Source organism: Sulfitobacter sp. M85 (assembly GCF_029285915.1).
Taxonomy (GTDB): domain Bacteria; phylum Pseudomonadota; class Alphaproteobacteria; order Rhodobacterales; family Rhodobacteraceae; genus Sulfitobacter; species Sulfitobacter faviae.
Genome location: NZ_JABECQ010000005.1, coordinates 219123 through 240625, shown reverse-complemented (window position 1 = coordinate 240625; position 21503 = coordinate 219123). Strand labels below are relative to the sequence as shown.

General features: G+C 61.5%; 20 protein-coding genes. 15 read left to right on the top strand and 5 right to left on the bottom strand.

Annotated elements, in window-relative coordinates; translation table 11 throughout:
* The first annotated feature begins 2 nt into the window (after positions 1-2).
* From nuoG to HKX24_RS11875, 13 genes are all read left to right on the top strand, one after another.
* Positions 3-2018 carry an NADH-quinone oxidoreductase subunit NuoG gene (gene nuoG, locus HKX24_RS11935; protein ID WP_271693447.1) on the top strand — a complete coding sequence of 672 codons (2016 nt, stop codon included), beginning with the start codon at positions 3-5 and terminating at the stop codon, positions 2016-2018.
* 5 nt (positions 2019-2023) lie between these two features.
* On the top strand, positions 2024-2398 hold the full coding sequence (locus HKX24_RS11930) for a hypothetical protein (RefSeq protein ID WP_067263450.1): 375 nt from the start codon (positions 2024-2026) through the stop codon (positions 2396-2398).
* Between the two features lie 6 nt (positions 2399-2404).
* On the top strand, positions 2405-3445 hold the full coding sequence (gene nuoH / locus HKX24_RS11925; protein WP_276154026.1) for an NADH-quinone oxidoreductase subunit NuoH: 1041 nt from the start codon (positions 2405-2407) through the stop codon (positions 3443-3445).
* Between the two features lies 1 nt (position 3446).
* A complete protein-coding gene (gene nuoI, locus HKX24_RS11920; RefSeq protein WP_067263454.1) occupies positions 3447-3941 on the top strand; it encodes an NADH-quinone oxidoreductase subunit NuoI in 495 nt (164 codons plus the stop codon).
* Positions 3938-4354, top strand: coding sequence for a carboxymuconolactone decarboxylase family protein (locus HKX24_RS11915; protein ID WP_271693449.1), 417 nt, complete (start codon positions 3938-3940; stop codon positions 4352-4354). The genes nuoI and HKX24_RS11915 overlap by 4 nt, the downstream gene beginning before the upstream one ends.
* Entirely contained in the window at positions 4351-4953 is a 603-nt protein-coding gene (locus tag HKX24_RS11910; protein WP_067268146.1) for an NADH-quinone oxidoreductase subunit J, read from the top strand. The genes HKX24_RS11915 and HKX24_RS11910 overlap by 4 nt, the downstream gene beginning before the upstream one ends.
* Positions 4954-5214: 261 nt before the next feature.
* Positions 5215-5520, top strand: coding sequence for an NADH-quinone oxidoreductase subunit NuoK (gene nuoK, locus HKX24_RS11905; protein WP_007119508.1), 306 nt, complete (start codon positions 5215-5217; stop codon positions 5518-5520).
* A 4-nt stretch (positions 5521-5524) separates the two neighbouring features.
* Entirely contained in the window at positions 5525-7657 is a 2133-nt protein-coding gene (gene nuoL / locus HKX24_RS11900) for an NADH-quinone oxidoreductase subunit L (RefSeq protein WP_276154025.1), read from the top strand.
* Positions 7657-9219: an NADH-quinone oxidoreductase subunit M gene (locus tag HKX24_RS11895; protein WP_271693451.1), complete on the top strand. Its 1563-nt coding sequence runs from the start codon at positions 7657-7659 to the stop codon at positions 9217-9219. The genes nuoL and HKX24_RS11895 overlap by 1 nt, the downstream gene beginning before the upstream one ends.
* A 14-nt stretch (positions 9220-9233) precedes the next feature.
* Positions 9234-10679 carry an NADH-quinone oxidoreductase subunit NuoN gene (nuoN, locus tag HKX24_RS11890; RefSeq protein ID WP_067268151.1) on the top strand — a complete coding sequence of 482 codons (1446 nt, stop codon included), beginning with the start codon at positions 9234-9236 and terminating at the stop codon, positions 10677-10679.
* 32 nt (positions 10680-10711) lie between these two features.
* On the top strand, positions 10712-11443 hold the full coding sequence (locus HKX24_RS11885; RefSeq protein WP_271693452.1) for a biotin--[acetyl-CoA-carboxylase] ligase: 732 nt from the start codon (positions 10712-10714) through the stop codon (positions 11441-11443).
* 22 nt (positions 11444-11465) lie between these two features.
* A complete protein-coding gene (locus HKX24_RS11880) occupies positions 11466-12242 on the top strand; it encodes a type III pantothenate kinase (protein ID WP_271693453.1) in 777 nt (258 codons plus the stop codon).
* Position 12243: 1 nt separating this feature from the next.
* Entirely contained in the window at positions 12244-13911 is a 1668-nt protein-coding gene (locus HKX24_RS11875) for a ribonuclease J (protein WP_271693454.1), read from the top strand.
* On the opposite strand, the gene HKX24_RS11870 is transcribed toward HKX24_RS11875, so the two are convergent.
* From HKX24_RS11870 to HKX24_RS11855, 4 genes are all read right to left on the bottom strand, one after another.
* Positions 13895-14557, bottom strand: a complete 663-nt coding sequence (locus HKX24_RS11870; RefSeq protein WP_271693455.1) for a hypothetical protein — start codon at positions 14555-14557, stop codon at positions 13895-13897. The two genes, HKX24_RS11875 and HKX24_RS11870, sit on opposite strands and share 17 nt — an antisense overlap.
* Positions 14558-14657: 100 nt before the next feature.
* Positions 14658-16166: a DEAD/DEAH box helicase gene (locus HKX24_RS11865; protein ID WP_271693456.1), complete on the bottom strand. Its 1509-nt coding sequence runs from the start codon at positions 16164-16166 to the stop codon at positions 14658-14660.
* A gap of 149 nt (positions 16167-16315) precedes the next feature.
* Complete coding sequence (locus HKX24_RS11860) at positions 16316-17251, bottom strand: glycosyltransferase family 2 protein (protein WP_271693457.1); 936 nt, start codon at positions 17249-17251, stop codon at positions 16316-16318.
* 78 nt (positions 17252-17329) lie between these two features.
* Positions 17330-18949 (bottom strand): peptide chain release factor 3, encoded by a 1620-nt coding sequence (locus HKX24_RS11855; protein WP_067268179.1) that lies wholly within the window; start codon positions 18947-18949, stop codon positions 17330-17332.
* Positions 18950-19052: 103 nt separating this feature from the next.
* Here HKX24_RS11855 and HKX24_RS11850 point away from each other — a divergent pair, with 103 nt between their 5' ends.
* Entirely contained in the window at positions 19053-19436 is a 384-nt protein-coding gene (locus HKX24_RS11850) for a nuclear transport factor 2 family protein (protein ID WP_271693458.1), read from the top strand.
* On the opposite strand, the gene HKX24_RS11845 is transcribed toward HKX24_RS11850, so the two are convergent.
* On the bottom strand, positions 19433-20446 hold the full coding sequence (locus HKX24_RS11845; RefSeq protein WP_271693459.1) for a Hint domain-containing protein: 1014 nt from the start codon (positions 20444-20446) through the stop codon (positions 19433-19435). The genes HKX24_RS11850 and HKX24_RS11845 overlap by 4 nt on opposite strands.
* A gap of 136 nt (positions 20447-20582) precedes the next feature.
* On the opposite strand from HKX24_RS11845, the gene HKX24_RS11840 reads away from it, so the two are divergent.
* Positions 20583-21362, top strand: coding sequence for an SDR family oxidoreductase (locus HKX24_RS11840; RefSeq protein ID WP_271693460.1), 780 nt, complete (start codon positions 20583-20585; stop codon positions 21360-21362).
* Positions 21363-21503: the final 141 nt, after the last annotated feature.

Sequence of the window (21503 nt, the reverse complement as noted above, 5' to 3'; positions counted from 1 at the left end):
TTATGAGCGATATCCGCAAGATCATCATCGACGGCAAGGAAGTCGAAGTCGAAGGGGCGATGACGCTCATTCAGGCCTGCGAGCAGGTCGGCATCGAAGTGCCGCGCTTCTGTTACCACGAGCGTCTGTCGATCGCTGGCAACTGCCGCATGTGTCTTGTGGAAGTCGTCGGCGGGCCGCCCAAGCCCGCCGCCTCCTGCGCCATGCAGGTGCGCGACCTGCGCCCCGGTCCCGAGGGCCAGCCGCCGGTCGTGAAAACCAACTCGCCCATGGTCAAGAAGGCCCGCGAAGGCGTGATGGAGTTCCTGCTCATCAACCACCCGCTGGATTGCCCGATCTGCGATCAGGGCGGTGAGTGTGACCTGCAGGATCAAGCGATGGCCTACGGCGTCGACTTCTCGCGTTACCGCGAGCCCAAGCGCGCGACCGAGGATCTCGATCTCGGCCCGCTGGTGGAAACACATATGACGCGCTGCATCTCCTGCACCCGCTGCGTGCGCTTCACGACCGAGGTCGCGGGCCAGCACGTCATGGGCCAAACCGGTCGCGGCGAGGATGCGGAGATCACGACCTATCTCGGCGCGCTCATCGACAGCAACCTGTCCGGCAATATCATCGACCTCTGCCCGGTGGGTGCGCTGGTGTCCAAACCCTATGCCTTCACCGCGCGTCCGTGGGAACTCAGCAAGACCGAGAGCATCGACGTGATGGATGCGCTCGGCTCCAACATCCGCGTGGACACCAAGGGCCGCGAAGTCATGCGCTTCCTGCCGCGCAACCATGATGGCGTGAACGAGGAGTGGATTTCGGACAAGACGCGCTTCGTTTGGGACGGTCTGCGCCGCCAGCGTCTCGATACACCTTACATCCGCGAGAACGGCAAGCTGCGCAAAGCCAGCTGGCCCGAGGCGCTGAATGCCGCCGCCGCCGCGATGAAGGGCAAGAAGCTGGCCGGTTTGATCGGCGATCTGGCCCCGGTTGAGGCGGCCTTTGCCCTGAAACAGCTGATCGAAGGGCAGGGCGGTGTTGTCGAATGCCGCACCGATGGCGCGAAACTGCCCGCGGGCAACCGTTTCGGCTATGTCGGCAACGCGCGGATTGAGGATCTGGACAATGCCAAGATGATCCAGCTCATTGGAACGAACCCCGCCGTCGAGGCGCCGGTGCTGAATGCGCGTATCCGTAAGGCATGGGCCAATGGCGCCGAGATCGGCCTGATCGGCGAAGCGGCTGATCTGACCTATCCGCATCACCATCTGGGCAACGACCGCGCCACGCTCGACAAACTGATGGGCAGCGACTTCGACGAAGTGCTGGAGCAGCCTTCGGTGATCGTCGTGGGTCAGGGCGCCCTGCGCGAAGCCGATGGTTCGGCGGTTCTGGCGAAAGCGATGGAACTGGCCGAGAAGACCAAGAGCAAGCTGATGGTCCTGCACACCGCCGCCTCGCGCGTCGGTGCCATGGACATCGGTGCCGTGGCCGAAAACGGTATGGACGACGTGAACGCGGCAGAGGTGATCTACAACCTCGGTGCCGATGAGATCGAGATCGGCGAAGGCCCCTTCGTGATCTACCAAGGCAGCCATGGCGACCGCGGCGCACACCGTGCCGACATCATCTTGCCGGGCGCCGCCTATACCGAGGAGCCGGGGCTTTTCGTCAACACCGAGGGCCGTCCGCAGCTGGCGCTGCGCGCAGGCTTTGCACCGGGGGAGGCGAAAGAGAACTGGGCGATTCTCCGGGCGCTTTCGGCTGAGATGGGCGCGCAACTGGGCTATGATTCCATCGCTGAGCTGCGCCGCAAACTGACCGAGGCCGTGCCGCATCTGGCGAATGTCGATGAGGTGCCGGAAAACGAATGGAACGCGCTGCCTGCGGGCAAGCTGGGCGATGCGTCTTTCGCGCCTGCGGTGCGTGACTTCTATCTCTCCAACCCGATCGCACGGGCCAGCCAGTTGATGGCGGAACTGTCGGCACTGGCCGCCGCGCGCCGGGCCGAGCCGATGGCGGCGGAGTGAGAACAATGGCGCTGGCCCCCTTGATGCTACTGGCCGCCTGCGAACCGCAGGTGCCGGTGGCCGAGGATTTTATCCCCGATTACAAGGGGGTCGAAACCCAGCTTTTGGACGGGGATTTGGTGCAATTCAACGTGGCGATGACCAAGGCGCTTTCGGCGCAGGACGTGTCGGACTACGCCGAATGCGCCGCCGCGCAATACACGCTGATCCGGGGCTACGGTTTTGCGCGTCATGTGCGGACAAATGTGAGCGAAGAGGGTGGCATATGGCGGGCAGATGCTGTTTACACAATCTCGCCGAGCCTGCCCAAAGGCTTGAAGACAATTGATGCCGAAGTGACCGCGTTTCAATGCGCGGAACGCGGCATTCCGACGGTGTGAGGACTTATGGCTGATTTCTTTTACACGACCGGGCTTGGCATTGCCCTGCTGACGGTTGGGCAGGTGTTGCTGCTGGTGGTGCCGTTGCTGCTGGCGCTGGCCTTCCTCATGTATGCCGACCGCAAAATCTGGGCCGCCGTGATGATGCGCCGCGGCCCCAACGTTGTGGGCGTCTTCGGCCTGCTGCAGAGTTTTGCCGACTTCCTCAAATATATCGTTAAGGAAGTGGTGGTTCCGGCGGGCGCAAACAAGGGGGTTTTCTTCCTTGCGCCGATGATTTCCTTTGTCATGGCGATGATCGCCTGGGCGGTGATCCCGTTTAACGACGGCTGGATCCTGTCGGACATCAACGTGGCGATCCTCTATGTCTTCGCCGTCTCCTCGCTTGAGGTTTACGGCGTGATCATGGGCGGTTGGGCGTCGAACTCGAAATATCCCTTCTTGGGTTCTCTGCGCTCCGCCGCGCAGATGATCTCTTACGAAGTGTCGATCGGTCTGATCATCATCGGCGTGATCCTCTCGACCGGTTCGATGAACTTCTCGTCCATCGTGGCGGCGCAGGACGGCGACTGGGGCCTGTTCAACTGGTACTTCCTGCCGCATTTCCCGATGTTGATCCTGTTCTTCATCTCGGCGCTGGCGGAGACCAACCGCCCGCCCTTCGACCTGCCGGAAGCAGAATCGGAACTCGTCGCGGGTTACCAGGTGGAGTACTCCTCGACCCCGTTCCTGCTGTTCATGATCGGCGAGTTGGTGGCCGTGGTGCTGATGTGCGCGCTGGTGTCGCTGATGTTCTTCGGTGGCTGGCTGTCGCCGGTGCCGTTCCTGCCCGATGGCTTCTTCTGGATGTTCATCAAGATGCTGATGGTCTTCTTCATGTTCGCCATGGTGAAGGCTATCACGCCGCGCTACCGCTATGACCAGCTGATGCGGCTGGGGTGGAAAGTTTTCCTTCCCTTCTCGCTCTTCTGGGTGGTCTTCGTGGCATTCGCTGCAAAATTCGATTGGTTCTGGGGCATCTACGCCCGCTGGACCGTAGGGGGCTGATATGGCTGCGACTGATTACACCCGCGCCGCGAAATATTTCCTGCTGGCAGATTACGCCAAGGCTTTCATGCTGGGGATGCGCTATTTCTTTGCGCCGAAAACCACGCTGAACTACCCGCATGAGAAGGGGCCGCTGTCGCCGCGCTTCCGCGGGGAGCATGCGCTGCGCCGTTATCCCAATGGGGAGGAACGCTGCATTGCCTGTAAGCTTTGCGAAGCGATCTGCCCCGCGCAGGCGATCACCATCGACGCAGAAGCCCGCGAAGACGGCAGCCGCCGCACCACGCGCTATGACATCGACATGACCAAATGCATCTACTGCGGTTTCTGCCAAGAAGCCTGCCCGGTGGATGCCATTGTCGAAGGCCCGAACTTCGAGTTCTCGACCGAGACCCGCGAAGAGCTCTACTACGACAAGGCCAAGCTTTTGGACAACGGCGAACGCTGGGAAGCCGAAATTGCCCGCAACCTCGAAATGGACGCGCCCTACAGATGAGCGACCCCAAGAACCCTTTTGATGCGATGATGAAGCAAGCGCAGGAGATGGCGAAAGCCTTTCCAGCGATGGATGCTTTTTCGCCCAAAGGGTTCGAGGCGATGATGGGCACCATGCCGAAGGAAATGATGGATTTCTGGTTCGGCGACACGGTCAACAAGGGCGGGCTGGACGCGCGGACGCGGCTGCTGCTCACCCTTGCCGGGCTGACCATGCAGGGCGCGCAGAATGACATGGCCCTTCGCCAAACCGTGCGCCACGCGCGCGAGGCGGGGGCCACGAAACAACATATCGTCGAGACGATCAGCCAGATGTCGGTCTTTGCCGGGCTTCCCGCGATGACCCGGGCCCTGGAACTGGCGCAATCGGTCCTAGACGAAGAACAAGATACCAAGAAGGAAGACGGCGCATGACGGTCTTTTCATTTTACCTCTTCGCGATCAGCGTCATCACCGGCGGGCTGTTCACGGTGATCAGTCGCAACCCGGTGCATTCGGTGCTCTGGCTGATCCTGTCCTTCCTCTCGGCGGCGGGGCTCTTTGTTCTGCTCGGCGCGGAGTTCGTGGCGATGCTGCTGGTCATCGTCTATGTGGGCGCGGTGGCGGTGCTCTTCCTCTTCGTCGTCATGATGCTCGACGTGGACTTTGCCGAACTCAAGGCCGAGATGGCGCGCTACATGCCGCTGGCGCTGCTGATCGGGCTGGTGATTTTGATGCAATTCGTCATGGCCTTCGGCGCATGGGAGCAGAGCGCGGCGGCGGAGAGCCTGCGGGCCAATGCTATTGATCCCGCGCGGTTCAACACCGAAGCCCTCGGCCTGCTGCTGTATGACCGTTACTTCCTGCTGTTCCAACTGGCGGGTTTGATCCTGCTGGTGGCGATGATCGGGGCGATTGTGCTGACATTGCGTCACCGCAAGGATGTAAAGCGCCAAGACGTGGTGGCCCAGATGATGCGCGACCCGGCCAAGGCGATGGAGTTGCGCGACGTGAAGTCGGGGCAGGGCCTGTAACAGACGGAATTTTTTGAAAATTCCGGGGCCGTTCATTTTGAAAGAGAACGGCTGAACCAAGAGAGAGAAGGGACGTCGAAATGTCGAGGACAACAATCGTGGTACTGGTCGTGGTGTTGATCGTCGTGTTTTTCGGCGGCTACAGCTTTATCGGCTAAACCCTTGGCAATCCCGGTGGCAGCCGGGACAAAGTGATACTAAAAGCCCCATCGAACGGGGCGCGACCAAAGCCCATCAAGGGGCGGGAACGTAAGGGACGACATGATCGGACTTGAGCATTACCTGACAGTGGCGGCGACGCTGTTTGTCATCGGCATCTTCGGGCTATTCCTGAACCGCAAGAACGTGATCATTCTGCTGATGAGCATCGAATTGATGCTGCTCGCGGTGAACATCAACCTCGTCGCCTTTTCCAGCTTCCTTGGTGATCTGACGGGGCAGGTCTTCACGCTTTTCGTGCTCACCGTCGCCGCCGCCGAGGCCGCCATCGGCCTCGCCATTTTGGTCTGTTTCTTCCGCAACCGTGGCTCGATCGCGGTGGAAGATGTCAACGTGATGAAGGGCTGAGGCAATGGAAACCACGATCCTATTCGCCCCGCTGGTGGGTGCCATCCTCTGCGGTTTCGGCTGGAAGATCATCGGTGAGAAGGCAGCCCAGTGGGTCGCCACCGGGCTGCTGTTCCTTGCCGCCTTCCTGTCTTGGGTGGTCTTCCTGACGCTGGACGGCCCAGCCGAGCAAATCCAGATCCTGCGCTTTATCGAGAGCGGCACGCTGAGCACAGATTGGGCGATCCGGCTCGACCGTCTGACCGCGATCATGCTGATCGTTATCACCACGGTGTCGAGCCTCGTCCATCTCTATTCCTTCGGCTACATGGCCCATGACGAGAACTTCCGCGATAACGAAAGCTATCGCCCTCGGTTCTTCGCCTATCTGTCTTTCTTCACCTTCGCGATGTTGATGCTGGTGACAGCCGACAACCTTGTGCAAATGTTCTTTGGCTGGGAAGGCGTGGGCGTGGCCTCCTACCTGCTGATCGGTTTCTACTTCCGCAAGCCGTCGGCCAATGCCGCAGCGATGAAAGCCTTTGTGGTCAACCGGGTGGGGGACTTTGCCTTCCTGCTCGGCATCTTTGGCCTTTACATGCTGACGGACTCGATCCGCTTTGACGATATCTTTGCCGCCGCACCCGATCTGGCCGAACAGTCCGTTACCTTCCTATGGAACGACTGGAACGCGGCGAACCTGATCGCCTTCCTGCTGTTCCTCGGCGCGATGGGTAAATCGGCGCAGCTTTTCCTGCACACATGGCTGCCTGACGCGATGGAGGGCCCGACGCCTGTGTCGGCGCTGATCCACGCCGCGACCATGGTGACCGCGGGTGTTTTCCTTGTCTGCCGCATGTCGCCTGTGATGGAATTCGCGCCCGAGGCGATGGGTTTCGTCACCGTGATCGGTGCCACCACCGCCTTTGTCGCGGCGACCATCGGTCTGGTGCAGACCGACATCAAACGCGTCATTGCTTACTCCACCATGTCGCAGCTTGGCTATATGTTCGTGGCTGCGGGCGTCGGCATGTATTCGGCGGCGATGTTCCACCTGTTCACGCACGCTTTCTTCAAGGCGATGCTCTTCTTGGGCGCGGGATCGGTCATCCATGCGATGCACCATGAGCAGGATATGACCAACTACGGCGGTCTGCGCAAAAAGATCCCCTATACCTTCTGGGCGATGATGATCGGCACGCTGGCCATCACCGGCGTCGGCATTCCGCTCACGCATATTGGTTTCGCGGGCTTCCTGTCGAAGGACGCGATTATCGAGAGCGCTTGGGGCGGTGGGTCGATGTATGGCTTCTGGCTTCTTGTAATCGCCGCGGCGATGACGAGCTTCTACAGCTGGCGCCTGATTTTCCTGACCTTCTTTGGCAAGCCGCGCGGCAACAAGCACACGCATGAGCATGCGCATGAAAGCCCGATGGTCATGCTGATCCCGCTTGGCGTTCTGGCGCTCGGCTCGGTCTTTGCCGGGATGATCTGGTACGGCAGCTTCTTTGGTCACGCGGATCAAGTCGGCAAGTTCTACGGCATCCCGATGGCCGAGATGGCAGGCCACGGCGACGATCATGTCGAAGGGGCCGAGGATGACCACGGCGCAACTGGTCCGGTCGATGGCGACCATGGCGCGGATGCGCTGGTTGAAGGCCCCCAAGACGCAGGCACCCATCACGAAGCCTTCGGCGGTGCGCCGGGCGAGGGGGCGCTTTACTTCGCACCTGACAACCATGTGCTGGAAGATGCCCATGCCGCGCCGAAATGGGTCAAGGTCTCGCCCTTCATCGCGATGCTGGCCGGTCTGGTCATGGCCCTGTGGTTCTATATCTGGAGCCCGACCGTCCCGGGACGGCTGGCGGCAAACCAACGCCCGCTTTACCTGTTCCTGAAAAACAAATGGTACTTTGATGAGGTTTACGACGTGATTTTCGTGCGTCCTGCCAAAACGATCGGCCGGTTCCTGTGGAAACGCGGCGATGGCACTGTGATCGACGGCACGCTCAATGGCGTCGCCATGGGGATCATCCCCTTCTTCACCCGCCTCGCGGGTAAGGCTCAGACGGGCTATATCTTCACCTATGCCTTCGCCATGGTGATCGGCATCGCCGTTCTGGTGACATGGATGACGATGAGCGGAGGAGCGAACTGATGGACACGCATCTGCTTTCAATCATCACTTTCATTCCGGCATTCGCCGCCTTGATCCTTGCGGTCTTCTTGCGGGGCGACGATGCCGCCGCCGGGCGCAATGCGAAATGGTTGGCCTTCATCACCACGACGGTCACCTTCCTAATCTCGCTTTTCGTGCTGTTCGAGTTCGACCCGTCGAATACCGATTTCCAATTCGTGGATGAGGCCGACTGGCTCTTGGGCCTGAAATACCGCCTCGGCGTCGACGGCATCTCGATCCTTTTCGTGATGCTCACGACCTTCATGATGCCGCTCGTCATTGCGGCAAGCTGGAACGTCGAGCATCGCGTTAAGGAATACATGATCGCCTTCCTCCTGTTGGAGACCCTGATGCTGGGCGTCTTCATGGCGCTGGATCTGGTGCTCTTCTACCTCTTCTTCGAAGCGGGGCTCATCCCGATGTTTCTGATCATCGGCATCTGGGGCGGGAAAGAGCGTATTTACGCGAGCTTCAAGTTCTTCCTCTACACCTTCCTCGGCTCGGTGCTGATGCTGGTGGCCATGGTGGCGATGTTCACCGAAGCGGGCACAACCTGCATCGGTGGCTGCGAAATCAGCCTGCTCACGCATAACTTCGGCTCCGAAAGCTTTGAGGTTCTGGGCATCCAGATCGTCGGCGGCATGCAGACGCTGATGTTCATCGCCTTCTTCGCCAGCTTCGCGGTGAAAATGCCGATGTGGCCGGTGCACACTTGGCTGCCCGATGCCCACGTTCAGGCGCCGACGGCAGGCTCCGTGGTGCTGGCGGCAATCCTGCTCAAGATGGGCGGCTACGGCTTCCTGCGCTTCTCTTTGCCGATGTTCCCAGTGGGTGCCGAGGTGATGACGCCGCTGATCCTGTGGATGTCGGCCATCGCCATCGTCTATACCTCGCTGGTGGCGTTGGTGCAGCAGGACATGAAAAAGCTGATCGCCTATTCCTCGGTCGCGCATATGGGTTTTGTGACCATGGGCATCTTTGCGGCCAACCAGCAGGGTGTCGATGGGGCGATCTTCCAGATGATCAGCCACGGTTTCATCTCTGGCGCGCTCTTCCTCAGTGTCGGCGTGATCTATGACCGGATGCATACCCGTGAGATCGACGCCTATGGCGGTCTGGTGAACCGGATGCCCGCCTATGCGCTGGTCTTCATGTTCTTCACCATGGCCAACGTGGGCCTGCCGGGGACATCGGGCTTCGTGGGGGAATTCCTGACGCTGATGGCGACCTTCCAAGTGAACACTTGGGTGGCGGCTGTGGCGACCACAGGGGTGATCTTCTCCGCGGCCTATGCGCTGTGGCTCTATCGCCGCGTGGTGATGGGTGACCTGATCAAGGAAAGCCTCAAGGCGATCACCGATATGACTGCGCGTGAGAAATGGATCATTGCCCCTCTGGTGGCGATGACCCTGATCCTCGGCGTCTACCCGGCGCTGGTGCTGGACATGATCGGGCCCTCCGTGGCGGCCCTGATTGAAAATTACGACATGGCGCTGGAGGCGGCTGATACCGCCGTGCAGACCGCCGATGCCTCGCATTAAGAAGGACTTGGCGCATGATATCCGCTGATCTGAACATCATTCTGCCTGAGATCGTCCTTGCGGGGTTTGCCCTGCTTGGCCTTCTCGGCGCGGTCTATACGTCGAAAGACAAGGCCGCCGGGGTGCTCGTCTGGGTGACCGCGGTGGTGATGGTGCTGCTGGCCGGTTGGGTGGCCATGTCTGGCGACGGCACTACCAATATCGCCTTCCACGGCATGTTCATCGACGACACTTTCGCGCGTTTCGCCAAGGTGACGATCCTGCTTTCGGCCGCTGCCGTCTTGGTGATGTCGGAAAACTACATGAAACTGCGCGGCTTGCTGCGGTTCGAGTATCCGATGCTTGTGGCCTTGGCTGTCGTCGGCATGATGATGATGGTCTCCGCAGGCGACCTGATGGCGCTCTACATGGGCCTCGAGCTGCAATCGCTGGCGCTTTACGTCGTGGCCTCCCTGCGCCGCGACTCGGTTAAGTCCACTGAAGCGGGTTTGAAGTATTTCGTGCTCGGCGCACTCAGCTCGGGCTTGCTGCTCTATGGCGCATCGCTGGTCTATGGCTACGCCGGGACCACGCTGTTCGCGGGCATCATCACCACGGCGCAGACGGGCGGCACATCGCTTGGCCTGCTCTTTGGTCTGGTCTTCCTGATCTCCGGTCTGGCATTCAAAGTCTCCGCCGTGCCCTTCCACATGTGGACACCGGACGTCTATGAGGGCGCGCCCACGCCGATCGCGGCCTTCTTTGCCACGGCGCCCAAGGTCGCGGCGATGGGTCTCTTCGCGCGGGTGATGCATGACGCCTTTGGCCAGATCGTCAGCGATTGGACCCAGATCGTCGCGCTGCTCTCGGTATTGTCGATGTTCTTTGGCTCGGTAGCCGCGATCGGTCAGACCAATATCAAACGTCTGATGGCCTTCTCCTCCATCGCGCATATTGGCTATGCGCTGATGGGTCTGGCTGCGGGCACCGCTTTTGGCGTGCAGGCGATGCTGGTCTATATGGCGATCTATGTGACCATGAACCTCGGCACCTTCGCCTTTATCCTGCTGATGCAGAAAGACGGCGCGCCGGTGACGGATATCACCCTGCTCAACATGTATGCCAAGACCAACCCGGGCCGGGCGCTGGCGATGCTGGTGCTGCTGTTCAGCCTTGCGGGCGTGCCGCCGATGCTGGGCTTCTTCGGCAAGTTCTATGTGCTGCGCGCGGCCTATGACGCCAATATGACATGGCTGGCCATCGCAGGCGTGATCGCCAGTGTGATCGGTGCCTATTACTACCTGCGCATTGTTTTTTACATGTACTTTGGCGAAGAGCGTTCGGACACGCTCGATCACCAGAACGGCGGCGTGCTGACCGTGGTGTTGATGGCCTCTGCCGTCATCATGATCGTCGGTATTGCCAATATGTTCGGCGTCGAAGGCTTGGCGGCATCGGCAGCGGCATCGCTGGTGAACTGAGCGGTGCGGCACGAGATCGGCCAGAGGCGCGCATGACCCCTTGGCCGGAAGGCTATGGCCGGCGCGTCTATGACACGCTCGATTCCACCCTCTCAGAGGCGGCGCGGTTACAGCAAGAGCTGACCGCGCCGACTTGGATTTTGGCGTTAGAGCAGACGGCGGCGCGCGGGCGTCGGGGCCGGAGCTGGGCCACCCCCCGCGGCAATTTTGCGGCCACCCTGATGATGCCGCGCAAAGAGCCGCCGGGCGTCGCCGCGCTGCGCTCTTTCGTGGCCTCGCTCGCGCTTTACCGTGCATTCGTGGCTGTGACGGGGCGGGAGGACGCTTTTGCACTCAAGTGGCCGAATGACGTTCTCCTGCGCGGGGGCAAGGTCGCTGGCATCCTGCTGGAGAGCGTGGGCGAGCATTTGGCCATTGGCATCGGCGTGAACCTTGCCCACGGGCCGGCGGCAGGCAGCCTTGAAGCGCGCGCCTTACCTGCGGTGACCCTACGCGAAGCGGGGGGCAATGTGAGCGCAGAAGAGTTCCTCGACGTGCTTGCGCGGGAATACGCCGGTCTGGAAGAGCAGTTCACGACCTATGGGTTCAGCACGATCCGCACGGCGTGGCTCGCCCATGCCGCGCGGCTCGGAGAGGTCATCACCGCGCGCACCATGCGCGACGAGATGACCGGCGTTTTCGAAGATGTAGACGGCGCAGGCAATCTCATCCTGCGCACCCGCGACGGCGCGGTGCCCATCACCGCGGCGGACGTGTTTTTCTAAAATCGGGGGGAGGGGAGGCACCATGCTTCTGGCAATCGACTGCGGCAATACCAACACCGTTTTCTCTATCTGGGACGGGGACACGTTTATCGCCACATGGCGCACATCGACCGAATGGAAGCGCACTGCCGACCAGTACTACGTTTGGCTCAACACCTTGATGCGGCTCCAGAATATCGACGCAGACATCACCGATATGATCATCAGCTCGACAGTGCCGCGGGTGGTGTTCAACCTGCGCGTTCTGGCGGATCGCTACTTTAACACGCGGCCCTTCGTTGTCGGGAAACCGGGCTGCGCACTGCCCATCGACGTGCGTGTGGACGAGGGGACGCAGGTCGGCCCGGACCGGTTGGTCAACACCGTGGCAGGCTATGACCTCTATGGCGGCGACCTGATCGTGGTGGATTTCGGCACGGCCACGACCTTTGACGTGGTGGCCGATGATGGGGCCTATATCGGGGGTGTGATCGCGCCGGGGGTGAACCTCAGCCTAGAGGCGCTGCACAATGCCGCCGCCGCCCTGCCGCATGTCGATATCTCGAAACCGCCCTCCGTCATTGGCACCAATACGGTGGCCTGCATGCAGTCCGGTGTCTTTTGGGGTTATGTCGGGCTGGTTCGTGAGATATGTGAGCGGATAAGGGCGGAACGTGCAAGACCCATGCGCGTTATTGCCACGGGGGGTCTGGCACCGCTGTTTCAGCAGGCAGTCGACCTGTTCGATGATTATCAAGATGAACTCACGATGCACGGTCTGACCGTGATCCACGATTATAATAAGGACAAAGCTGAATAATATGAGCAGCGAACGATTTATCTATCTGCCCCTCGGTGGGGCGGGTGAAATTGGCATGAACGCCTATGTCTACGGTTACGGCAAACCCGGTAAAGAACGGCTGATCGTCGTCGACATCGGTGTGGCCTTTCCGGATATGGACAGCACGCCGGGCGTGGACCTGATCCTGCCTGACATCACTTGGCTGAAAGAACGTCGCGATCAGATCGAGGCGATCTTTATCACCCATGCCCACGAAGACCACATCGGTGCCATCGCGCATTCCTATGAGGTGCTGAAGGCGCCGATCTATGCGCGCGCCTTTACCGCCAATATCGCCCGCCGGAAGATGTCTGAACACGGCCATCCCGAGGATGCGGTCACCACGGTCAGCGCATGGCCCGAGCAGATCACCGCAGGCCCGTTTAAGGTGGGCTTCTTGCCGATCTCGCACTCGATCCCTGAATCCTCGGCCATGGTGATCGACACGCCCGAAGGGCGCACGATCCACTCTGGCGACTTCAAGATCGACCGGACGCCGGGTGTTGGCGAAGCCTTTGACGATGCCCTCTGGGCCGAGGTCTGCAAGGATGGCGTCAATGCGCTGATCTGCGACAGCACCAATGTCTTCTCCGCGCATCCCGGTCGTTCGGAGGCCACCGTTGGCCCCGAGATCGAAAAGCTCGTCAGCAGCGCCGAGGGCATGGTCGTTGCCACGACCTTTGCCTCCAACGTGGCGCGGGTCAAAACACTGGCCGAAGCCGGCGCGCGGGCAGGGCGGTCTATCGTGCTCTTGGGCCGTGCGATGAACCGCATGGTCGAAGCCTCGATCCAGACCGGTGTGATGAAAGACTTCCCGCCCGTCATCTCGCCCGAGAACGCCCGCGCCATCCCGCGCGAGAACCTGATGTTGCTGGTCACCGGCAGCCAAGGGGAGCGCCGCGCGGCCTCGGCGCAACTGGCCCGGGGCAAGTATCAGGGGATTGAGTTGAAAGAGGGCGATCTCTTCCTCTTTTCGTCGAAAACCATTCCGGGCAATGAGCGTGGCGTGATCGGCATCATCAACCAGTTCTCGGAAAAGGGCGTCGATGTGGTCGATGACTCTTCGGGCCTCTACCACGTTTCGGGCCATGCCAACCGCCCCGATCTGGAAACCCTCCATGCCATCGTAAAACCGCAGGTTCTGATCCCTATGCACGGGGAGCACCGCCACCTGCGCGAACACGTCAAGATCGCCGATGCCAAGGGCATCACCGGCGTTCTGGCGGTGAACGGGATGATGGTGGACCTGTCGGGCAACCAGCCCAAGGTGGTCGAACATGTCGATACAGGTCGCATGTATCTGGACGGTTCGGTTCAGGTCGGCGCGCTGGATGGTGTGATCCGCGACCGTATCCGCATGGCGCTGAACGGCCATGCCACAGTGACGCTGATCCTCGATACCGATGACGAGCCTTTGGGCGAGCCTTGGGTCGATCTGATGGGCCTGCCGGAAACGGGCCGCTCCAACGCGCCGCTCGTGGACGTGCTGGAACAAGACCTCAGCCAATGGCTGAACCGTCAGAAAGCCGCCACCCTGCGGGATGACGACAAGCTGAATGACGGTTTGAAAAAGGTCGCGCGGCAGTCGTCCTATGACGAAATCGGCAAGAAGCCCGAAGTCACCGTGGTGGTCAGCCGTCTGAGCTGACCTCCGCGTCACCGCTGCACATATAGACCGCGCCGCCCACCGCGACCACGCTTACCCCCGTGGCCGCAAGGGCGGCGGGGGTCGAGAGTGCGGTGGCCAGCGTGCTGCCTGTCGTCGCCAAATTGGCGCTGAGGGCAGAAGCCCCTCCCGTCAAAATGAACGCCCCCGATTTATGCGCCACGGCGCGGAGGTTGTCCGGCTGGCTGAGCCTGTCCACGGCGGAGCGTGCGATGTTCTTGCTGATCTCGACGGTCTCTTCCTTGGTGGTGTTCACCCGCTCGCAGAAAGTCTTCTTGCAATAGCCGCGGTAGTTCCGCGCGCCGGGGATCAGGAAATGCCCGTCTTCGGGCGTGGCGGTCAGGCAGTAGCCGTCGATCTGATCCAGCGGCACTGTGGTGGCGAGGTAGTCGAACAGCACCCCGCTGTCGCAGGCGGGCGGCGTGCCCCAAAGCTTGCTCCACTTCCGCGCGGGCCAATTCAACAGACGCTCGCGGGTGCCGACCTCTTCGGCGAAATTGGCAAAATTCTCGGCCTCCACCACAACTTCGGCGCCATTGACTTCGGCCCGGCAGCGTTCGGCGCTGGCGGGGGCGGCGGTGAGGGCGGTCAGGGTAAAGGCAAGGGCGAAGAGGGCGGGGCGCAGCATGATGGTCCTATCTGAGGGGTTTCCCCTCACATAGCACAGACGAAAAAGCCGCCAATCCCGGCGGGGATCGGCGGCGAATTCATGCCCGCGTTGGCGCGGTTCAGATGCGTTCGCGGAAGCTTAGACCGATGAAGTCTGGCGTGTGATCGCCCAGACCGACGACACGGTTGTCGTTGCCGCCCCGTTTGTCGCCCCGGCCACGTCCGCCGCGCGACTTCTTCTCGTCCTTGTTGCCGCGGCCCGACTTGCGTTCGTCCAGCGCGGCCTCTGCCTTTTCGGGCTGCGCTTTGTCGTCGGTTTTGGCGTCGACCTTGGCCTCGGCCTTCTCGGCCTGCGGTTGCTTGTCCTCGGCGGGTGCGTCGACAGGTTTGTCGGCCTTGCGGCTGCGCGAGCGGGTCCGCTTGGGCTTGTCATCGGACTTGGCCGGTGCGTCGGAGGTCTCCTCGGCGGGTTTGGCTTTGCCGAGCGGGTTTTCGATGCGCGGGATTTCCTTTTGCACCAGACGCTCGACATCCTCGAAGTTCTTTTCGTCGCGCGGCTGGCAGATCATGATCGCCTTGCCATCGCGGCCCGCGCGGCCGGTGCGGCCAATGCGGTGCACATAGTCTTCGGCATGGCTGGGCACGTCGAAGTTGAAGACATGGCTCACGCTCGGCACGTCAAGACCACGCGCGGCGACGTCAGAAGCCACGAGGAAGCGCAGCTCGCCGCCCCGGAACCCTTCGAGCGTGCGAGTCCGCTGGCTCTGGTCCAGATCGCCGTGGATCGGGGCTGCGTCATAGCCGTATTTCTTCAACGATTTCGCGACGATATCCACGTCCATCTTGCGGTTGCAGAAGATGATCGCGTTCGTGCATTTCTCGCCTTCGGCATCGATCAGCAGGCGCAGCAGCTTGCGCTTCTCGCTCGCCTCGCGGTCCTTGCGCGAGCCTTTGAACATGACAACGCCCTGTTCGATATTCTCGCTCGTGGTCGCCTGACGCGCCACTTCGATCCGCTCAGGGTTGCTGAGGAAGGTGTTGGTGATCCGCTCGATCTCGGGCGCCATGGTGGCCGAGAAGAACAGCGTTTGCCGGGTGAAGGGCGTGAGGCCGAAGATCCGCTCAATGTCCGGGATGAAGCCCATGTCGAGCATCCGGTCGGCTTCGTCCACGACCATGACCTTGACGTCCGACAGGATCAGCTTGCCGCGCTCGAAATGATCCAGAAGGCGGCCCGGGGTGGCGATCAGCACGTCGACGCCCTTGTCGATCAGCTTGTCCTGCTCTTTGAAGGAGACGCCGCCGATGAGCAGCGCTTTGGTCAGTTTCAGATGCTTGGAATAGGTGTCGAAGTTCTCGGCCACCTGCGCGGCCAGCTCCCGCGTGGGGCAGAGCACGAGGCTCCGCGGCATCCGGGCGCGCGCCCGGCCACGGGCGAGAAGTGACAGCATCGGCAGCGTGAAGCTGGCTGTCTTGCCGGTGCCGGTCTGGGCGATGCCCAAAACGTCACGACCTTCAAGAGCGGGGGGAATGGCGCCCGCCTGAATAGGTGTGGGCGATTCGTAGCCAGCCTCATCAATAGCTTTGAGGACCTTGGCATTCAGGTTCAGATCGGTAAATTTTGTCATGTGCGTCCGAGTTGAGCGGACACTGACTTGGCCCGCGGCAGCAATACAAGCCGGCCCGAATGGCCCAAGGGGCGGCATTTGCCGCGGCATGTTGCGAAAGCGCATAGCAAGTTGCGGCCCAGCCGTCAAACACTTGCCCTCTCAGGCGCTTAACTTGGGAAATGGCGCGACACCTTTGCATCAAGGTCGAGATCGGCGAGACGCAGCAGACCGTGGTCTTTCAACGTTTCGCGCAGCTCAGGCGTATCGGCGCAGACCTCATCAAAAAAGGCGCGCAATCCCGGCTCACCCCCTTCGGATTCGATCATGGAAAAGAGTTCATGCATCGACAATCCGCCGCGATCGCGGGGGCGGTTGGGGGCCAGATCGGCGCGGTAGGAGCCTTTTTCCAGCCGGTAGCGATAGGCGGCGAGCCACTCCGGCCAGCTTTTCGCGTGAAGATGCGCAAGATCAATGCCGGGCTGCTGCTCTGGCCCGTCGATCATCGTATCGTTCTGAAAAGCGTTGTGGATCTGGAGCCGCACCTCCGCCATCCCGGTGCGAACGAAAACTTTCCCGGCCAGATGGCTCAGAAAGCCGCCTTTGACGTAGTCACCATAGGTCGGGTAGAGCGCCGAGACGATCTGGGCGCGCTCGGGGCCGTTGGGAATGAAGGCTTTGAAGGCCGTGCCATCCCCGGCCAAAGCCTCCATCGGGCGGATGCGGGTGATTGTTTGTGCCGGGGGCAGGGTGGCAAGCACCTCATCCACCGGGCGGTCAGAGACGATGAACTCGTCCACATCCATATGGATCAGCCAATCCACATCATCCGCCCGGTTATAGGCGCGGGTCGCGTTCTGGCTTTGACGGACTTGGTGCTTTTGCGGACGTTTGCCACAAAGCCTTTGCCAATAGGCCTCATCGCAGGTGGTGACACGGATTTTCGGATGGGCCTTCAGGCTTTCGAAAGCCTCTGGGTTCTCGGCATCGAGGTATAGGTAGAGGCGGTGCGCGCCCGCCTCCAGATGGTAGGCGGCAAAGCGTCGTATCTCCTCTGCGGGGGCCAGGATCGTGGCCACCAGCCCCCATTTCGTCGTCGTCGTCATCGCGTCTCCCCAGTTGGGGTTAGAATGCCATGATCGGCCCCGAAATCAAGGTTTTCTGCCCCCCGGGGGCGGGCCGTTTTACACCATCATTTCCTTGGTCGCGGTCAGCTTCACATCCGGGTAATCGCGCTCGACGCGGTCGATGTCCCATTGCAGGCGGGTCAGGTAAACGATGTCGCCATCATGGTCATGCGCGATGTGCTGTTTGTTACTATCGATAAACTTATCAACGGCTTGCTTCGTGCCGTTCACCCAGCGGGCCGAGGTGAACTGAGACGGCTCAAACCGGACCGGCAGGCCATATTCCAACTCGATCCGGCTGGCGAGCACTTCGAATTGCAACTGGCCGACAACGCCCACGACAAACCCCGAACCGATCGAGGGTTTGAACACTTTTGCGGCACCTTCTTCGGCGAATTGCATCAGCGCTTTTTCAAGGTGTTTCGCCTTCAGCGGATCGCCCGCGCGCACGGATTGCAGCAATTCGGGCGCGAAGGAGGGGATGCCGCTCACGCGGAGCGCTTCGCCTTGGGTCAGCGTGTCACCGATGCGCAGCTGCCCGTGGTTGGGGATGCCGATGATGTCACCGGCCCAAGCCTCCTCTGCCAACTCGCGGTCGGAGGCGAGGAACATCACCGGGTTGGACACCGTCATCGGCTTTTTCGTGCGCACATGGGTCATTTTCATGCCGCGCTCAAAATGCCCGGAGGCGAGGCGGACAAAGGCCACACGGTCGCGGTGCTTGGGGTCCATATTGGCCTGCACCTTAAAGACAAAGCCCGCGACCTTTTTCTCTTCGGGCAGGATCTGGCGTGGGGTGGCGGCTTGGATCTGCGGCTCTGGCCCGTATTTGGCGATGCCTTCCATCAATTCACGCACCCCGAAGGAGTTGATGGCCGAGCCGAACCAGATCGGGGTCAACGTGCCTTCGTGCATCGCCTTGAGGTCCAGCGGTGGCAGCAGTTCGCGCGCCATTTCAAGGTCTTCGCGCAGTTTCTCCAGCAGCGCGGCGGGGACGTGTTCGGCCAGCTTTGGGTCGTCCAACCCTTCGATCTTGATGCTATCGGCGACGCGGTTCCGGTCGGCGCGGTCCATCAGTTCCAGCCGGTCCCGCAGCATGTCGTAGCAGCCAACGAAATCACGCCCCACGCCAATGGGCCAGCTTGCGGGCGTTACGTCAATGGCGAGGTTCTCCTGAATCTCGTCAATGATTTCAAAGGTATCGCGGCTTTCCCGGTCCATCTTGTTACAGAAGGTGAGGATCGGCAGATCGCGCATCCGGCAGACCTCGAAGAGCTTCTGCGTCTGGCTTTCCACGCCTTTCGCGCCGTCGATCACCATCACGGCGGCGTCCACTGCCGTCAGGGTGCGGTAGGTGTCTTCCGAAAAGTCCGAGTGGCCGGGCGTGTCAACGAGGTTGAACCGGTAGTTGGTGTCACCGCTATGGAAGTCAAAGGACATGGCCGAGGCCGAGACGGAAATGCCCCGGTCCTTTTCCATCGCCATGAAGTCCGAGCGCGTGCGCCGCGCCTCGCCCTTGGCGCGTACTTGGCCGGCCATCTGAATGGCCCCGCCGAACAGCAGGAACTTTTCAGTCAGCGTGGTTTTGCCCGCGTCAGGGTGGCTGATGATCGCAAAGGTGCGACGGCGCGCGATCTCGGGCGGCAGGGCGGGGCGGTTTTGCGGCGTGTCCAACATCCGACCCATATAGGCCGCGCCGCGACCGGGCGCAATCTGGCCATTGCTGCGAATCGCTGGGTGGCGTAGGGTGAGAACATAAGGGGTACACGGAGGGGATGCGATGGAACTGAAAGAGATTGCCCGCGAATTGGTCGCGGGCTGCCGTGCGGGAAATGCTGCGGTGCGTGCGAACCTTGATCGGCTCTATGCCGACGATGCCGTCTCGGTCGAGGCCGCTGATATGGGCGGGCAGGGGCGAGAGACCCATGGGGTCAAGGCCATCCACGGCAAGCACGACTGGTGGGAAAATGCGATGGAGGAACATAGCACCGAGGTGATCGGCCCGTTCTACTTTGGCGACAGCCAGTTCAGCGCGATGTTCAAGGTCGATGCCACCGACAAGAAAAGCGGTGAGCGGTTCCAGATGGAAGAGATCGGCGTTTACCACGTCAAAGACGGCAAGATCGTCCGGGAGGAGTTCCACTACGCCGTCGAGGCGCCTTAACGGGTTGAGGCTTTGCGCAGCAGCGCCACCGCGTCGGGGCGGTCAAGCAGTGCCTCTGCCAGATCGAGCCCGGCATGGGGCAGATCGGAATGGCCGGGGATCACCTCGCCCAAGGCTTCGGACATTTCCGGCGGCAGGACCGATCGGGTGCGGCTGTCGACCAACATGGATTCGGCGGCGATGCCTTCGGCATAGATGATCTGATGCCCGTCAAAGAGCAGTTGGAAGTAGTCGACGAATCCACCGTCCTTCACCGTCACGCTATCGCCGTTGACCAGATGCCGCGCCTTGACCAGCAATTCGGACCGACCCGCGCCCATCTCATCGCTGCGTTGATAGATGAACAGCCGGTGATCGGGGCTGACGATCAGGTCGTGTTCGTTGTTGAGCGTGCCTGCGCGGATGCGGATCGGGGCAAATTCGCCCACCGCGCGCAGGGTGCTTTGCCCGATCCAGCGCAGGGTTTGCACGCCATCATCGCGGGTCAGGATACGATCCCCCACGCGCAGGTCTTCGATAGGCCGCAATTCACCCGTGCTGAGCGAGATATGGGTGCCGCGCGTGAAAGAGACGCAGGCGAGCTGACCGAATTTTTGCCGCGCGGTCTGGGTGTCGATGCCCACGATCCGGTAGCCCGTCTGCGGTGTCAGCGGGCCAAACGGCAAAAGGTAAACCTCTGCCGCGTGACCGTGTTGATCGACCTCCACCAGCAGCAGCGCCTCTTGGGTCTGCCCGTCGGGCGACATCAGCGTCAGCAGGCTGTCGAGATGCAGATCGCCCCCGGGGCGGCCCACGCCGGTATCCTCAGTAAGGCGGAATTGATCGCCGGGCAGGGTTAGCAGAGACAGGCGCTGCGGCTCTGCCGCGCGGTCCAACTCATAGACATCATCGAGGACCAATTCGGCGGCAAAGGATAGCGCATCGCCCATATTGGCCCCATCGCTCGCGCGGAATTGCCCGCCGCGGTAGACGGCGAGGTTCTGTGCGGGGGCGGTGCGGCTGGGGGACATGACGGGCCTTTGGTTCTGGGGCTTTCGCCAGTGAGATAGGCTAGAATTGTGGCCCGGATGGGTCAAGGCTCGGGTGATTTGCTGGCATTGGCGGCGCGGCGTGGTAGGCATATGCAAATGCATAGGAGGAATCAGAATGGATTTGGGAATCAAAGGGAAGAAGGCGCTGGTCTGTGCCTCGTCCAAGGGGCTTGGCCTTGGCTGCGCCGAGGCGCTGGCGGCGGCAGGGGTGAACCTTGTGATGAACGCCCGCGGCGCAGAGGCGCTTGAGGCCTCGGCGGAGCGCATCCGTCAGGAACACGGCGTCGAGGTCACCACCGTCGCGGCGGATGTGGCCACGGAAGAGGGGCAGGCGCTGGTCATCAAGGCGGCAGAGGGCTGTGACATTCTGGTCAACAACGCGGGCGGCCCCCCTCCCGGCATGTGGCAGGATTGGGACCGCGAGGATTTCATCAAGGCGCTCGACGCCAATATGCTGGCCCCCATCGCGCTGATCAAAGCGCTGGTGCCCGCCATGATGGAGCGCGGCTGGGGCCGGGTCGTGAACATCACCAGCCAGTCGGTGCGCGCGCCGATCCCGGTTTTGGGGCTGAGCAACTCCGCCCGCACCGGGCTTACCGGCTATGTCGCGGGCACCTCGCGGCAGGTGGCGGGCAAGGGGGTTACGATCAACAACCTTCTGCCGGGCATCCATGCGACCGACCGGGCGGATTCGCTCGACGCCAATGTGGTCAAGCAAAAGGGCATCACGCTGGACGAGGCCCGCGCCGAGCGGCAGGCGGGCATCCCTGCAGGGCGCTATGGCACCCGTGAGGAGTTCGGCGCGACCTGTGCCTTCCTTTGTTCGCAGCACGCGGGCTTCATCGTGGGGCAGAACCTGCTGCTGGATGGCGGCGGCACCAATCTGACCATGTAAACCCTCCATGGCCGGGGCGCGCGTCCCGGCCATACAGCGTCGCGGTGGATCACATTCCTGACAGCAGCGGTTTCAGTGCTGGCTCGGATTGCAGGCGGCGGCTAACCCTTGTGGATCAGCTTCTCGCAAAAGGTCCACCGC